Below are 15,085 nucleotides of genomic sequence, written 5' to 3'. Positions count from 1 at the left end.
TATGGGGATTGAAAACGTGTAAGTCTATATTGGGTATAGACTTAGAAAATAAGCGGATGATGGGAGTCGAACCCACGTCTCCAGCTTGGAAGGCTGGGGTAATAGCCGTTATACGACATCCGCAAGACTCGGATATTATATAGATTTTTAAAATTTATGTCAATACTTTTTTTAAAAAAAACATAAAAATTGCAGGCACACAAAGGCGGGCTATTACAGAGAAAATCTATTGAGCTTGGCTGCCTTAAAGTCTGTTTATACTTAAAAGAACCGAATCTATGGTGGGAATTATCATTTTTGGTTTGATTTCGTGTTTTACCGATAATAATTTGTAAAAGACACTGAAAGCTTCCTGTATCGATTTTCCTATTCGGCTTTTAAAATTCATCTTTGCTTTTAGCATCCATTTCGATATATATATCATTCCAATCAACACAATAGCTTTTTCAAATCCGCGTAGTAGGGCTTGATGAGTTATATCTATGCTTCCTATGCTAAAGATTATCTTTCCCATCGGGGGAAAAAGGTTGAAAACGGTAATTGCCGTAAACATAAAGATTAAATTTAAAAAATTAAGTTTTTGTCTGTCGGCTGCACAAAGAATCAGGGCTGCTCCCAAAACAAGGGCTTGTACCGGTAAAAAAGGCACAAAGAGTAAGATTAAAAAAAGGCTTATACCCGAACCTATTCTAAGATACCTGTCCCTTAGGGTGCGGTTTGTTTTTTCGGAGCTGTTTTTACCATTACTTTGCTTTGCGGTTTGAGAATTATCCGTTTCAGAAATAAAATCGAATCTTTCGGCCTTTACTCTTTGATACCAGACGGATTGTATTTCAAATTCGGATGCAAACCAGCCTAAAAATAAGGCCGTTAAGGTGCCTAAAGAAAACACGGGCGGAATTACGTAGACAGCCGATTTTCCGAACATGAGTAAGACTGCTAAAAGAAATTGCAGGCTGTTTGAAACAAAGGCCCCTGCCAAACTTATCCCCATAAAAGAAATTGTTTTTCGCGGAATTCTTCTCATGGCATACATTAAAAGGCCTGAGGAAAATGTTCCGATTGCGGAAAAAAGAACAATATAGGAAAAAAGAGTTCCCGAAATAAGGGCTTGACCTAAAACCTTTATAACTAAAAGAAGTACAAAGGCCGGAAAAGAGAAGAGGTCTATGCCTAAAATTATGGGCAGATTGGCCAAGCCGATTCTAAAAAAAGGAACCGGCTTGGGTATCATTATTTCGATTGCCGAAAGAAAAAAACAAAATCCTCCGAACAATGGAATAAGGGAATCCGCCTTTTTTGCTTTTAATGACACCCCGAGCATCCGCAGCCGCAAGCGTCTTCGTCATATTCATGACCGCACCCGCATCCGCAGCCTCCGGACATTTGCTGCATCAAAGCCTGCAATTCTTCTTCGGTGGTCTTTTTTACCGATAAGACTTTTACATCAAAGTGGAGGGTTTCTCCTGCCAGCGGATGATTTGCATCTATGGTAATCTTGTCGCCGTCTATTTTTGTAATTCTTACAATTCGGGCGTGATGACCTTCACCTGCTTCAAAGTCCATACCGACTTCAAGTTTTACACCCTCAGGGAACTGAGCTCTGGTTGTTTCTACTATCATGTCATCAAAGACTTCGCCGTAGGCTTCTTCAGGAGGAACAACTTGCTTAAACTCGGTTCCTTCTTCTTTGCCTTCAAGGGCTTTTTCCAAGCCTGAAATAATCATATTATATCCGTGGATGTACTCCAATGGACCCATTACATCGGACGAGTCAAGGACTTCGCCGTTAGCATCTTTCAGTGTGTATTCCAAACTGACTGTTGTATCTTTTTCTATTTTCATCATAAAGATAATACATATTTTATAAACAAAAATCAAGAGAATATCCTGCAAGAAATCTCGCAAATCCTTGGGGAAATCAAATTTTTATCGGTTAGTGTGCACACAAAGAACTGTTCTCAAGGCGGAGTTTTTTCCAAATTGAGGGTGGTTAATTTAATTACCGGCACGGATTGCGGTGGTATAAATTCAAGCAAATTTTTTATAATTTACTATTTTTTTCAAATAATAACTATAAATATAATGGGGAGGGCGAAAATTAAAAAATAATAGGAGAACACAAATGGTAAAAAGATTTGAAGATTTAACATTTACAAGACGATTGATTAAAAATGTACCTCCTTGTACATTTTTAATCTAAGAGTTTTGCTGTGCAAAACTCTCGAAGCAGGAACCACCGCCATCCATAGCGGTATGCAAAATCCGAAACTATGCAAAAAACTTATCGAAATGATATTGTCCGATACAATAGGTAAAATTGCATATATATCGATACAGCATAATATTAACACCTACGAACAGGCAAAATCCGTAAGATTTGATGTTTTGGTACAGGCAGAAAACGGTAAATTATACGATGTGGAAATGCAGGTAAGCAATGAACGTAATATCCCGAAACGAATGCGGTTTTATCAAGCTGCAATAGATATTTCTTTTTTGGATAAGGGGAATTCCTATAACAATTTAAATGACAGCTTTATAATTTTTATCTGTTTGTTTGATGTTATAGGCAAAAATAGGCCTGTTTATACCTTTGAAAATCTTTGTATAGAGGACAAAAACACCCCTTTACAAGACGGCACACGAAAGGTTATAATAAATGCAGAGGCCTTTAATAACACTGAAGACAAAGAATTAAAAGGATTTTTAGAATACCTTAAAACAGGTAATGCGAATAATGAATTTACAAGGGAGATAGAAACTATGATACAAGCAATAAAAAATAATGAACAGGCAAGGCAAGAATACAGGTTAATGTCTACTTTTGAGATGGACGCTAGGGAGAAAGGGGCTTATGACAAAAGCATCGAAACAGCCAAACTTATGAAACTAAAAAACTTTGATATAGCTTTAATTAAAGAAATAACAGGCCTACCTGAATCCGAAATCGAAAAGCTGTAAAATTTTCTATTTCGAATAATAAACTTCCATTTAAAAAGTAAATCTCCATATATTTATGGAAATTGATTTATACTTCTATAATTACAAATTTGATTACCGTGTCAAAGTAAAGGACTTCTTACCCCTTGATTTTTTATATAAAATGACTTAAACTTAATCTAATGCAGTTATTGCAGGATTCAATAATGTACCGGAGGACAAAATGTTACCTTTTTATTTTCTTTCAATCACAACAAATTTGATTATGGGTCTTATTCTTGTATTTTTTGACAAGACTGTCAGAGGTGATGAGCCGGCTGACCGTGAAAATAGATATCCTGTTTTAAGAGACGCAACTTTTTTGCTATTGCTTACAATATTTTCCGGTTTTACGGCAATTTCAAAAATGCTGAGTCCTATTGGAACCAATATAGTAATCTTGGGCGATTTTTTACCTGTAGTTGCAGGACTTGCAGGTTCGATAGTATTTTTAGGAAGATATTTGGAGTCTAATTCAAATATTAACTTACCGGATTTTTTCGGCTTAGTAAAAAATTATGACGAAATAATCGGTTATGTATGTTTAGCTTCTTCCGTCCTACACCTATTATTTTCAAAGGCTATCTTTCTTTAATATTACCGCATTTGGATTTACAGGTAATAGAGTTTTAATTTATGAAGCGGTTCGCTCTTTTTTTCTTATTTTTTATTTTTTTAAGTCTTTTGTCTTGTTCAAAGGAAGATACTTTGCAGACATTGGATTTGCCGCCGGATTCGGCTATGAACGATGCGAACCGCTTTGCCTTAATAATCGAAACCTATGTTTCTCTTTTAGATAAGCCGGGAGATGACGGCATAACCGTTTCGCACGCTCGAAAACTGGATGTTTTTCCCGTTGAAGGGCTCGAGATCGTAAAAGAAGATGGCGAACAGATTCTTTGGGTAAACCTAGGAAAAGGCTGGATTCAAAGGTCAAGTGTTCAGCTTTATTCTTCTAAAGAAAAAGTATTGACTGCGGCTAAAAAATTAAAATAAAGGCCTTTTTTTGCCGATATAGGAGCTATGAAGTCTTTTGCTGTTTTATCCGCCTATGATATTTCGGAATATTCGTTTAAAAAACTCGAAAACGGAATCATCCCATTTGAAGCCTCTTTCCGTGCGGCTGCGGCCTTTCCCGATTGTAAAAAAATTATTATTTTAACCTCCGCTTCTTGTGAAGCCTCTATCGTTTCCATATTAAAAAATATAAAATCGGACGAGCTAAAAATAGAGTGGAAGGTTAAGGTTTTGGAAAAAATAAGTCCTCAAGCCGTATTTTCCGAGGCTGCAAAAGAAACCGAAGCGGAATCTTCAGGTTTTGAAAATGTTTTCTTTTTGCATGGTGATGAGCCTTTTATCGATTTAAATGCAACGGAAAAACTTTTTAAGCAGCATTTGGAATACAGGGCTGAATACAGCTTTGCCGACGGATACCCTGAGGGCCTTATCCCTGAAGTTCTAACCTCCGGCCTTTGTCCTATTCTTGCAAAGCTTTCCGAAAATGAAACTTCGTTTGAGCGCTCTTTTATTTTTGATACGATAAAAAAAGAAATAAACAGCTATGATATTGAAACTATGATAGCCCCCTTCGATTTAAGGCATCTAAGGCTCCGCTTTGCAGCCGACTCAAAACGGGATGCTCTTTTATGCAGCCGCTTTACAGGCATAAATGCGGAAAACTATGCAAAACTGATTGAAGAAAAAAAGGCGGAGCTATTTACTCTTCCTGCATATTACGGTATCGAGATAAATTCTTCCTATCCTTTAAAGTCGATATATAAGCCTAATGAGGTTTTAGGACTTGCAGAAAAAAAAGAAATGGATAAGGCGTCTCTTTTTTCTCTTATCGAAAAAATTGCAGAATATTCGGATGATACCGTAATTTCTCTTTCGGTTTTTGGTGAGCCTTCAATGTATCAGGATTGCCTTTCGGTAATCGAAAAAATTTTATCGTTTCCTAAGTTATCCGTTTTGATTGAAACTTGCGGTTTATATTGGCCTTCATCATTTATAGAGCGGCTTGAAAAAATTATTGACGTCTCTCCCAAAAGAAAAAACAAGATGCTTCCGGTTTATTGGATTGTATGTATTGATGCGGTCAGTTCAGGAATGTATGCTAAGGTGCACGGTCTTTCCGAAGATGAGGCAAACATTAAATTAAAACAAGCCCTTACTTTTACCGACAGTTTAAAAAAAGTTTTTCCCGATGCCGTATGGGCTCAAATTATGCGCATAAAAGAAAACGAGATAGAGGTTGAGCCCTTTTACCGTTTTTGGAAAAACTTGGGTGTTAATGTAATTATTCAAAAATACGATACCTTTTGTAAATTGCTTGAAGATAAAAGAGTTGCAGACTTATCGCCTTTTAATAGACATCCATGCTGGCATTTAAAAAGGGATATGTATATTTTGGCTGACGGCTCGGTGCCTCTTTGCAAAGAAGATGTTAAAAGAAATAATATTTTAGGAAATGCTTTTTCGGACAGCTTAGACTCAATCCGTAAAAAAACATTCGAGGTATATAAGAAGCATTTGGAATGTAGATACGGAGATTTGTGCGGAGCCTGCGATGAATACTATACCTACAATTTTTAATGAACGGAAAATCTCTTATACGGTTTTAGGAAAAAGTTCAGGCGATTTTAAAGCTCCTGTTTCCGTTTTGGTATTAAACCGAGGTGCCCGATATTATCTTTCTTCTCTTTTTCAAAACCTGATAGATTTAGGTTTTAACTCAATAGTTTTTGTGGACAGCTCAAAGCGGGGGTTTGAGGTAGAGGCTTTGTCTTCTCAATTCCCGGAAGTGAAATTTTTACTTCCGCTTGAAAAGGTTACTGCAGGGGAGATGATTAATCTCGGTATTTCGGAGGTATCTTCGGATTATGTTATGGTTTTGTGGAACGATATGGCTTTGTCATCTTCAGCCTCTCCTGAAACCGTGATAGATACCCTTACCCAATCGGATGTAATCTGTGTTGCTCCGGGTTTAATCGATGAAAAAAATGCCCTTATTCCCGTGCAAATTGTTCCTTCTCTTACTCGCAGAGATTTTTCGACTGAACAATTTTTGTGCAGAAAAGATTTAACTCATACAATTTATATGTATGATTTTGCCGGTATTTATAATCGGGAAAAATTTATCGAAATAGGCGGCTTTGATTACACTATAGAAAATCCTTATTGGCAAAATTTGGATTTCGGATTTAGAGCTCATCTATGGGGTATGGAGGTTCTTATTTCAAATTTATATAAAATGAAATATGCCGGAGCATGCCCCCTTGAAGATATTTCTGCAGATGATTCTTATATAAAATTTTATTTAAAAAATTTAGCGCCTATTGTAGGTAAAAAAGGAGGGGGCTTGCCTTGGTATTTATTTTTTTCTTATGCGATAAGGTCAGGCTTAAATCCTTTTAAGGCCTATAAATATTTTAAGGTTGTACAAGACTGGGTGCATATAAACAAATACCGTTTTGTAAAATCACCTCAAGACTTAATTTGTAAATGGGAGCCCAGCATATGATCGGTTTATACGAAGGAACGGCCGTAATTGTTCAAGCTCGATTGAGTTCCAAGCGTTTGGTTAGAAAGGCTTTGTTGGATTTGGGTGACAGGCCTATATTATACAGAGTTTTGGATTCGGTTAGAGAATTACCTGCCGAACATTTTATTTTGGCCTGCGATACCAATTCAAAAAAAGAATTTCAGCCCATAGCCGAATCCTTAGGCTATCTTTGTATTGACGGTTCCGAAGAAGATGTTTTAAGGCGCTTTTGTGATGCCATTGAGTTTATAAATTCCAATTTTCCGAATAAACCTTTAAAGGCCGTTATCAGGGTTACGGCCGATAATCCTTTTCTTTTTGTGCAAGCTGCCGAAGCTTCACTCCGCCGTTATTTTGAATTGGGAGAGCCAGATTATTTTACTTACACAGGTCTTCCGCACGGATCGGGTATAGAAATTATCAAGGCCGATTCTCTTTTAAAAGCCGCTTCCGAAACCGATGATGAATATGCTCATGAGCATGTGTCTCCTGCAATTTACGGCCATTCCGATAAATATAGATGTGTCAGAGAGACGGCTCCGCCTGTGTGGTATTATCCCGAACTGCGGACTACCGTTGATACCGCCGAAGACTATGAAAAAGCAAAAGAAATTTATAAGCACTTAATTTCAAATAAGAAGACGGCTCCGTTTACGCCTGCCGACATAGTTGAGGCTGTAAGTTATGCCGATAGGTTAGTTGTATTTTGTCCTTCGGTTACTCCGGGCAGGGGAAGCGGGCACTTGCATAGGGTTTGCGATTTAACGAGAGCTCTTTTAGGAAAGCTAAGATGTTTGATTTATATATCCGAGTCGGATTATCCTAATTTTTCAAAATCTCTTTTAAATTCCATTCCTTCCGAAATAATCGTAAATGAGTTTCCCAAAAAAGCGGCTCTAATCGTATTGGATAGATTTAGAACGTCTGAAGATGAGATGACTTTTTTTAAGAATAAGGGGCCTGTTATCGCAATTGACGATGGCGGCACCGGCCGAAGATTTGCCGATTTTATTTTGGATATATTACCTTCACTTAAAAATGTAACTTCGCCTGATGATGATTCCGGCTCCGAATTGATTCCGAATCTTTTTTCGCCTGAGTTGATATCCCTTCCGGTAAATAGGCGAAAACAGCTTTCAACCCAGAGATTGGCAAAAAATAAAAAGATACACTTAACTCCTAAACAAACAAAAGTTCTTGTAGTGTGCGGCGGAGAAAATTCTTATAGGATGACCCTCCCTATTGCACAAATTCTAGCCTCCTTAAAATTCGACGTTTCTGCAATAGATATGAATTTAAGCTTTGAAGATATAAAACGGCTTGAAGGAAAGGTTAAAGCTTTTTCAAGAATTGATAATTTAAAAGAAAGGCTTTATGAATGGGACTTGGTTGTAACCCATTACGGGTTTACGGCTTTTGAAGCCTTGGCTGCAGGCTGCTATGTGCTTTTGGTTTCTCCTACCGACTATCATTATAAGTTAGGTTTAGCAGCCGGCTTTACATCACTTCCTGCAGGGATACCTTCCAGTACCGACTTTGCTAATGTCTTTTCTCATGGAATTAAAATACCTAAGATTATTACGCCTTATTCTGAATCCAAGGATTTATCTTCTCTGATAAAAAATTTATCTTTCGGTTCACGGTATTTCTGTCCTATTTGCGGAGAAGACGGTACCTCCGAAATTACAGCCAGAACTCCCGATAGGACTATGGCTCATTGTTTAAAGTGCGGAATGTACCATATTTCGTTTATAATAAGTCCTCCAAAACAATATACCAAAACTTATTTTTTTGATGAGTACAAGGCCCAATACGGTAAAACCTACTTAGAGGATTTTGAGTCTATACGAAAGCAGGGTATGCGCCGAATGGAAATTATCGATAAACTTTATATAGATATTTTTTATAAAAAAAGGGAATACAGTATTTTTGACGGTGAAAAGAAAATATTGGATGTAGGTTGTGCCTACGGCCCCTTTGTCCTTGCTGCAAAGTATTCGGGTTGGTATGCCGTCGGAACCGATATTTCGGAAGCCGCCGTAAAATATGTAACGGACGAGTTAAAGCTGCCGGCCTTTGTTTCGGCTTTTCCGGTTCTCCCGAAAACCTATGAGTATATTTACCAAAAACGAATGACGGGAAACGGATTTGAATCGGTTTCAAGGCCTATTGAAGACGGAGGTTTTGCTGCCCTCTCTATGTGGTTTGTTATCGAGCATTTTAGGGACTTGGATTCCGTTTTAAAAAAAGTAAACGATCTTTTGATGCCGGGCGGTATTTTTGCTTTTTCAACTCCAAACTTTTCCGGTGTTACGGGAACTTTTTCGTCCTATAAATTTTTTGCAGAAAGTCCTACCGACCATTATTCAATATGGGATGCAAAAACCGTAAAGGATCAACTCAATCTGTACGGCTTTAAAGTTTTAAAGGTTGTTTCGATAGGCCATCATCCTGAAAGATTTAAGTGGTGTAAAAATCTTAAAAAGAACGGAATACTTTGGAACATAGTTATGGCCATAGGCATGGCTATAAGTAAACTTTTTAAACTGGGAGACAGTATGGAAGTTTATGCAATGAAGCAGGGAAGACTGGAGGATATAAAATGAAAAAATATGTTTTAGCCTTTGATCAGGGGACTACGAGCTGCAGGGCAATCTTGTTCGATAAAGACGGAAAAAAAATTGCAACTGCCCAGCAGGAGTTTTCTCAAATTTTTCCTAAGCAGGGCTGGGTCGAGCATGATGCTATGGAAATATGGGGAAAGCAAAGCGGTGTAGCCCGCGAAGTTTTGGAAAGAAGCGGAGTTTCCACCCAAGAGATTGCTGCAATCGGAATTACCAACCAGCGGGAAACAACCGTTGTCTGGAACAAAAAGACAGGCCGTCCCGTTTATAATGCCATAGTTTGGCAGTGCCGCAGAACCGCCGATATCTGCGATGCTCTTAAAGAAAAAGGCCTTTCCGATTCTATCAGAAAAAAAACCGGCTTGATAATAGATGCTTATTTTTCGGGAACCAAGATAAAGTGGATTTTGGATAATGTTCCCGAAGCAAGAACTCTGGCCGAAAAAGGCGAGCTTCTTTTCGGAAACATCGACACTTGGCTTATTTGGAATTTGACCAGAGGCAAGGTGCATGTAACCGATTATACAAACGCATCGCGCACCTTGCTTTTTAATATTCACACTCTGCAATGGGATAAGGAGCTTTTAAAGGCTATGGATATTCCCGAATCTATGCTGCCTGAAGTCAAGCCTTCAAGTTATGTTTACGGCTATACCGATGAGCATACATTCGGGGGAGCTAAGATTCCGATTGCGGGGGCTGCAGGTGATCAGCAGGCTGCTCTCTTCGGGCAAGCCTGTTTTGAAGAAGGCTCTGCAAAAAACACTTATGGAACCGGCTGCTTTATGTTAATGAATACCGGAGAAAAGATAATAGAATCAGAAAACGGGCTTCTTACGACTATTGCCTTCGGTATAGATAATAGTGTAAAATATGCCTTGGAGGGAAGCAGTTTTATAGCCGGTGCTGCAGTTCAATGGCTGAGGGATGAGTTAAAACTTATCTATACTGCCCACGAAACGGAGTACTATGCAGGGCTTGTAAACGACACAAACGGAGTTTATTTTGTTCCCGCCTTTTCAGGTCTGGGTGCACCCTACTGGGATATGTATGCCCGAGGTGCTCTTTTGGGCTTGACAAGGGGGGCAAAAAGAGAGCATATTGTAAGAGCTGTCTTGGAAGCCATCGCCTATCAAACAAAGGATGTCCTTTATGCTATGGAAAAGGATTCCAAGATAAACTTAAAATCGCTTAAAGTAGACGGCGGAGCTTGTGCCAATAATTTTTTAATGCAGTTTCAGTCGGATATTTTAAATGTGCCCGTTTTACGCCCCTACGAAAAAGAAACGACGGCCTTGGGAGCTGCCTATCTTGCAGGCCTTGCCGTAGGCTTTTGGAAAGAACAGGGCGAAATAAAACGGATACAGGATATCGAAAGGGAATTTAGGCCGGACATGGAAGAAGAAAAAAGAAAGACTCTCTATGCCGGATGGAAAAAGGCTGTAGAACGCTCAATGAAATGGGCCTAAAGTTTTAGGAGGTACGATAAACAGCTCGGCAGGAATTCAGCCTCACTGTTTATCTTCGAGTTTGCCGTAAACGGCAAACATCGTTTATTGTATGCGGTTTGTTTACAAACCGCTTGAAAAAACTTTTTTCGGAAACTAATGTTTCCTGCAAAAAGTTTTTAGAGAGGTAGGTTATGTATAATTTTGAATTTGAAGTGCCGGTTAAAATTTTATTCGGTAAGGGCAGTATTGAGAACCTCGTACCTGAGATTCTCAAATACGGAAAAAGAGTTCTCCTATGCTACGGAGGCGGAAGTATTAAAAGAATGGGGCTTTATGATACAATCATTAAAAAACTGGATCAGGCCGGAATCTTTTATAAGGAGCTTTCCGGTATTTCACCAAATCCCCGCATTGAAGAAGTTGAAGAGGGAATAAAGATAGTCCGTGAACACAAGCTGGATTTTATTCTACCCGTCGGAGGTGGAAGCACCATCGACTGCTCGAAGGCTGTTTCTGCCGGTGTAAACTATGCAGGAAGTGCATGGGATTTGATTACGGGCAAGACCGAAATTAAAGATGTACTCCCGATAGGAACGGTACTGACTCTTTCTGCTACCGGTTCCGAGATGAACTGCGGAGCTGTTATTTCAAACCTTAAAACGAAGGAAAAGCTAGGCTTCGGAGCTCCGCCCCTTCTTCCGAAATTTTCGGTTCTTGATCCCGAATACACCTATTCCGTTCCTAAAAATCAGACAGCCGCAGGTACGGCCGATATTATGAGCCACACATTCGAATGTTATTTTAGCCTAAATGACGGGGCCTATCTTCAAGACAGGTTTGCAGAAAGCATCTTAAAAACCTGTATCGAATACGGACCCATGGCTATTAAAAATCCCGAAAGCTATGAAGCTCGCTCCAACCTTATGTGGGCAGGTACATGGGCTATAAACGGCCTTTTAAGTAACGGTAAAAAAATAGCTTGGTCTGTTCATCCTATGGAGCACGAGCTGAGTGCTTTTTATGACATCACTCACGGAGTGGGGCTTGCTATTTTAACTCCTCATTGGCTGAAACATTGCTTAAACGATAAAACCGTTAAAAAGATTGCAGATTACGGTATAAATGTTTGGGGTCTTCCAAAAGGAGAAGAAGTTTATAAAACTGCCGAAAAGGCAATCGAGTGTACTTCGGACTTTTTTAAATCTCTCGGTATTCCGATGACTCTGAAGGAAGCGGGAATAGGCGAGGAGCATTTAAAAGAAATGGCTGAAGCCGCTGTTGCTCACAGAGGTAAAAACGGAGTTATCTACGGCTTTCAAGAACTTCGAGCCGATGATGTTTATGCAATCTATAAGGCTGCTCTTTAAGTAAGCTATGAGCGATGATTTTGAGGTAGTGCGTCCCGAAGAACAGGCCGGGGACGAAAAGGACAGAGCTCTTCGTCCCCGCTCTCTTGTCGACTTTCAGGGGCAGACAAAGGCAAAAGAAAATCTTTCCGTTTTTATAAAGGCTGCCCGCGAAAGAGGAGAAAGCTTAGATCATCTTTTTTTGATAGGCCCGCCGGGCTTGGGAAAAACAACCCTTGCCCAAATTACGGCCAACGAGCTCGGTGTCGATTTTAAGGTTACGGGGGCTCCCGCCCTCGATAAGCCCAAGGATCTGGCAGGTATTCTTACTACATTGACGGAACGCTCCGTATTCTTTATAGACGAGATTCACCGTTTAAAGCCGGCCATCGAAGAGATGCTTTATATCGCAATGGAAGACTATGAGCTTGACTGGATAATAGGGCAGGGGCCGGGAGCCAGAACCGTGCGTATTCCGATTCCGCCTTTTACTCTTGTCGGAGCGACCACAAGGGCTGGTATGGTTTCAAGCCCCCTTATAAGCCGCTTCGGTATTGTGCAGCGTTTTGAATTTTACAGCCATGAGGAGCTTGCCTCAATTATAAGCCGCTCCGCTTCAATCCTCGAAATCGAAATAGAAAAAAAGGCCGCCATTGCCTTAGCCCGCTGTTCCCGCGGAACCCCAAGGGTTGCAAACCGCTTATTGCGGCGTATGAGGGACTTTGCCCAAGTTGCAGGCAAAAGCTCGATTGACGAGATGACGGTTGCTGCAGGCCTAAAGCAGCTAAACATCGACGGCCTCGGCCTTGAAACCTATGACAGGCAGATACTCCGCTCCATTATCGAAAATTACTCAGGCGGCCCCGTCGGTGCCGAAACCCTGGCAATTTCTATAGGAGAATCTCAGGACACATTAGAGGACTATTATGAGCCCTACCTTATTCAGTCCGGCCTCCTTCAACGCACCCCCCGCGGCCGCATGGTTACGCTTAAAGCTTATGAACACCTCGGTCTAAATCCGCCTAAACTTGGAGATGGGCAAGACGGCCTCTTCGATTAGTGAACAGCCCAGCCTCTTTGATTAGTGTAAGGCCGGGCTATTTGATTAAGGGAGAGGCCTGCCTCTTCGATTAGGGAAGATAACCCGCCTCAATCATCCACATCTTATGTATTTTTTGATTTCTAAAGTCTTCGGGGATTGAGGCCTTTGTTATGTCTTTTACCCTTATCTTTTGTTTGGAAGAATTTATAAGCTCTGCCTCATCGAATTTTATCTTTTGGGAATTGGTAGAAAAATAAAGCTTTCCGTTTTTTGACAGCACTTTTAGGCAGAGGAGGCAGAGTTTTAGCCAGTCTCTGTTTACATCAAAAATATCCGCACTTTTTGAGTTTGAAAAAGTAGGAGGATCGCAGATAATTAAATCCCATTTTTTTTGTTCTTCGATTGCTTTTTTTAAAAAAACGATTACATCGCTTTTTATAAGCCGGTTTTTGTGTTCATCGAAAAGTTTGTTTAATTTTAAATTTTCTTTTGCCCAATTTAGATAGGTATTTGAAAGGTCTACCGAATCAACGGAAGCGGCTCCTCCTTTTGCCGCATGAACCGAAAAACTTCCCGTGTATGAAAATAGGTTTAAAACTTTTTTATTTTTTGCTTCTTTAAAAACCATGGAACGGGCAGGGCGGTGATCCAAAAAAAGACCGGAATCAAGGTAGTCTTCTATATTTATATAGAATAGACATTCTCCTTCTTTTACCCTTATAAGATTTTTACTTGAGCCGGCCTTTTCGTATTGGCTTTTTCCTTTTTGCTTTTCCCTCAATTTTATAAAGATTCTTTCTTTCGGTATTAAAAGGCTTGAGGATGCAGCTTCTTCAATTTCTAAAAGCCATTCCCTTTCTTCTTCTTGAGATTTTTCGTAAGGCCTCTTGTAAAGATAGATAAGCAAAAAGGCTGTATTTTCCGGTCCGTCTGTTTCGGCAAAATAGATGTCTACTGCAAGAGGAATTTCAGGTATATCCTTGTCATAAAGTCTGTAAGCAAAAACGCCTTCCCGTTTTGCCCACTTTGACAAATGTTTAAATCTTTTTTGAAGGCGGTTTTTAAAAAGCTCCGCCTGATATTGATTTTTTTGCATCTTATTTTTTGGTATTCATCATAACGCCTAGCATTGCATAACCTGAGCTTAAATCTTCTTTTTGGACTATAACCTTATCTGGCACGGTGATTTTGATATTTGTAAAATTCCAAATTGCCCTGATTCCGGCCTTTACAATGGCGTTTGCGGCTTCTTGAGCATATTTTGAAGGAACCGTCAAAATAGCGATTTCGGGCTTATATTCTTTAACTTTTTTTTCCAATTCATCCATTCCAAACACAGGAAGTTCATGAATTTCTTTTCCAATTTTTCTTTTGTCTGAATCAAAGGCGGCACAAATGTCCAGCCCATGTTCTTTAAAACCTTGGTAGCCTGAAAGAGCTGTCCCTAAACTTCCTGCCCCTATTACAAATGCTCTTTTTTCTTTATTCCAGCCTAAAAATTTTTCGATGGCCGTTATCAGTAATTTGACGGGATAACCTTTTTTGGGCTTACCTACAATTCCAGTAATTGTTAGATCCTTCCTCACCTGAATGGGTTCAAGTTCCAACTCTTCGGCTATAACTGTTCCCGAAATATACTCTAAACCTTCATCCTCCGCTTTTTTTACAAGGTGAAGATAAGAAGGCAGCCTCCGCACAGATGGAGCCGCCGGTACTTTTTGTTTTGCCATAGCATCCTTCTTAAAATAAAATATCTATACTATAATATTACATTCAAATACTTGCAATGTCAAGGAAGGTCCGTAGAAAGACTTGCAGATGATTTTAAATTATCCGGTAAAAAATGGGGCATTAGTCTTGACAAGCTCTCCATTTTGTAATATTATTGGTTCTATACTATTTTATTTAAGGAGAGCCGGAATGCCTTGCGGAAAAAAACGAAAACGAAAGAAGATGTCGACGCATAAACGAAAGAAGAAGCTTAGAAAGAATCGACATAAGAACAAGAAATAAATTAGGAGGGAATACCCCTAATTGTTCAAATATCTATAGCTTTCGGTTAAACGGAAGGGGGGCTCAGCTTTGAAGCCCCTTTT

At 39.5% G+C, this 15,085-nt stretch carries 13 protein-coding genes and 1 tRNA gene; 9 read left to right on the top strand and 5 right to left on the bottom strand.

Features of this window, described 5'->3' with window-relative positions; translation table 11 throughout:
* Positions 1 to 51: 51 nt before the first annotated feature.
* The 3 genes from E4N80_RS06030 to E4N80_RS06020 form a co-directional block, all read right to left on the bottom strand.
* Positions 52 to 123, bottom strand: a tRNA-Gly gene (locus E4N80_RS06030).
* A gap of 121 nt (positions 124 to 244) precedes the next feature.
* Positions 245 to 1,324, bottom strand: coding sequence for a Gx transporter family protein (locus tag E4N80_RS06025; protein ID WP_253700966.1), 1,080 nt, complete (start codon positions 1,322 to 1,324; stop codon positions 245 to 247).
* Positions 1,306 to 1,848: an FKBP-type peptidyl-prolyl cis-trans isomerase gene (locus tag E4N80_RS06020; RefSeq protein WP_253700965.1), complete on the bottom strand. Its 543-nt coding sequence runs from the start codon at positions 1,846 to 1,848 to the stop codon at positions 1,306 to 1,308. Before E4N80_RS06020 ends, E4N80_RS06025 begins: the two co-directional genes overlap by 19 nt.
* Before the next feature lie 408 nt (positions 1,849 to 2,256).
* On the opposite strand from E4N80_RS06020, the gene E4N80_RS06015 reads away from it, so the two are divergent.
* The 9 genes from E4N80_RS06015 (at position 2,257) to ruvB (ending at position 13,007) form a co-directional block, all read left to right on the top strand.
* Positions 2,257 to 2,964: an Rpn family recombination-promoting nuclease/putative transposase gene (locus tag E4N80_RS06015; RefSeq protein ID WP_253700964.1), complete on the top strand. Its 708-nt coding sequence runs from the start codon at positions 2,257 to 2,259 to the stop codon at positions 2,962 to 2,964.
* Positions 2,965 to 3,166: 202 nt separating this feature from the next.
* Entirely contained in the window at positions 3,167 to 3,577 is a 411-nt protein-coding gene (locus E4N80_RS06010) for a hypothetical protein (RefSeq protein ID WP_010697638.1), read from the top strand.
* 41 nt (positions 3,578 to 3,618) lie between these two features.
* On the top strand, positions 3,619 to 3,978 hold the full coding sequence (locus E4N80_RS06005; protein WP_366797262.1) for a hypothetical protein: 360 nt from the start codon (positions 3,619 to 3,621) through the stop codon (positions 3,976 to 3,978).
* A 27-nt stretch (positions 3,979 to 4,005) separates the two neighbouring features.
* The gene (locus E4N80_RS06000) at positions 4,006 to 5,577 is read left to right on the top strand and encodes a spiro-SPASM protein (RefSeq protein ID WP_253700963.1); all 1,572 of its coding nucleotides are present in this window, start codon (positions 4,006 to 4,008) and stop codon (positions 5,575 to 5,577) included.
* Positions 5,552 to 6,505, top strand: a complete 954-nt coding sequence (locus tag E4N80_RS05995) for a glycosyltransferase family 2 protein (RefSeq protein WP_253700962.1) — start codon at positions 5,552 to 5,554, stop codon at positions 6,503 to 6,505. Before E4N80_RS06000 ends, E4N80_RS05995 begins: the two co-directional genes overlap by 26 nt.
* Positions 6,502 to 9,132, top strand: a complete 2,631-nt coding sequence (locus tag E4N80_RS05990; protein WP_253700961.1) for a cytidylyltransferase domain-containing protein — start codon at positions 6,502 to 6,504, stop codon at positions 9,130 to 9,132. The genes E4N80_RS05995 and E4N80_RS05990 overlap by 4 nt, the downstream gene beginning before the upstream one ends.
* Entirely contained in the window at positions 9,129 to 10,619 is a 1,491-nt protein-coding gene (gene glpK, locus E4N80_RS05985) for a glycerol kinase GlpK (protein ID WP_253684037.1), read from the top strand. The genes E4N80_RS05990 and glpK overlap by 4 nt, the downstream gene beginning before the upstream one ends.
* Positions 10,620 to 10,792: 173 nt before the next feature.
* Positions 10,793 to 11,968, top strand: coding sequence for an iron-containing alcohol dehydrogenase (locus E4N80_RS05980; RefSeq protein ID WP_253700960.1), 1,176 nt, complete (start codon positions 10,793 to 10,795; stop codon positions 11,966 to 11,968).
* A 7-nt stretch (positions 11,969 to 11,975) separates the two neighbouring features.
* Complete coding sequence (gene ruvB, locus E4N80_RS05975) at positions 11,976 to 13,007, top strand: Holliday junction branch migration DNA helicase RuvB (RefSeq protein ID WP_010697631.1); 1,032 nt, start codon at positions 11,976 to 11,978, stop codon at positions 13,005 to 13,007.
* 70 nt (positions 13,008 to 13,077) lie between these two features.
* Here the strand turns inward: ruvB and E4N80_RS05970 are convergent, their stop codons facing one another.
* Together E4N80_RS05970 and E4N80_RS05965 are read right to left on the bottom strand one after the other, a co-directional pair.
* Positions 13,078 to 14,085, bottom strand: coding sequence for a class I SAM-dependent methyltransferase (locus E4N80_RS05970; protein WP_253700959.1), 1,008 nt, complete (start codon positions 14,083 to 14,085; stop codon positions 13,078 to 13,080).
* A 1-nt stretch (position 14,086) separates the two neighbouring features.
* Positions 14,087 to 14,719, bottom strand: coding sequence for a redox-sensing transcriptional repressor Rex (locus E4N80_RS05965; protein ID WP_253700958.1), 633 nt, complete (start codon positions 14,717 to 14,719; stop codon positions 14,087 to 14,089).
* Between the last annotated feature and the right edge of the window lie 366 nt (positions 14,720 to 15,085).

Source organism: Treponema denticola, assembly GCF_024181605.1.
GTDB lineage: Bacteria > Spirochaetota > Spirochaetia > Treponematales > Treponemataceae > Treponema_B > Treponema_B denticola_B.
This window is presented reverse-complemented; position numbering and strand designations above follow the sequence as displayed.

What these genes read in the sequence shown, in the direction of transcription:
- E4N80_RS06025 (WP_253700966.1), bottom strand. Translation starts at nt 1,324, where the DNA reads ATGCTCGGGGTGTCATTAAAAGCAAAAAAGGCGGATTCCCTTATTCCA.
- E4N80_RS06020 (WP_253700965.1), bottom strand. Translation starts at nt 1,848, where the DNA reads ATGATGAAAATAGAAAAAGATACAACAGTCAGTTTGGAATACACACTG.
- E4N80_RS06015 (WP_253700964.1), top strand. Translation starts at nt 2,257, where the DNA reads ATGCAAAATCCGAAACTATGCAAAAAACTTATCGAAATGATATTGTCC.
- E4N80_RS06010 (WP_010697638.1), top strand. Translation starts at nt 3,167, where the DNA reads ATGTTACCTTTTTATTTTCTTTCAATCACAACAAATTTGATTATGGGT.
- E4N80_RS06005 (WP_366797262.1), top strand. Translation starts at nt 3,619, where the DNA reads ATGAAGCGGTTCGCTCTTTTTTTCTTATTTTTTATTTTTTTAAGTCTT.
- E4N80_RS06000 (WP_253700963.1), top strand. Translation starts at nt 4,006, where the DNA reads ATGAAGTCTTTTGCTGTTTTATCCGCCTATGATATTTCGGAATATTCG.
- E4N80_RS05995 (WP_253700962.1), top strand. Translation starts at nt 5,552, where the DNA reads ATGAATACTATACCTACAATTTTTAATGAACGGAAAATCTCTTATACG.
- E4N80_RS05990 (WP_253700961.1), top strand. Translation starts at nt 6,502, where the DNA reads ATGATCGGTTTATACGAAGGAACGGCCGTAATTGTTCAAGCTCGATTG.
- glpK (WP_253684037.1), top strand. Translation starts at nt 9,129, where the DNA reads ATGAAAAAATATGTTTTAGCCTTTGATCAGGGGACTACGAGCTGCAGG.
- E4N80_RS05980 (WP_253700960.1), top strand. Translation starts at nt 10,793, where the DNA reads ATGTATAATTTTGAATTTGAAGTGCCGGTTAAAATTTTATTCGGTAAG.
- ruvB (WP_010697631.1), top strand. Translation starts at nt 11,976, where the DNA reads ATGAGCGATGATTTTGAGGTAGTGCGTCCCGAAGAACAGGCCGGGGAC.
- E4N80_RS05970 (WP_253700959.1), bottom strand. Translation starts at nt 14,085, where the DNA reads ATGCAAAAAAATCAATATCAGGCGGAGCTTTTTAAAAACCGCCTTCAA.
- E4N80_RS05965 (WP_253700958.1), bottom strand. Translation starts at nt 14,719, where the DNA reads ATGGCAAAACAAAAAGTACCGGCGGCTCCATCTGTGCGGAGGCTGCCT.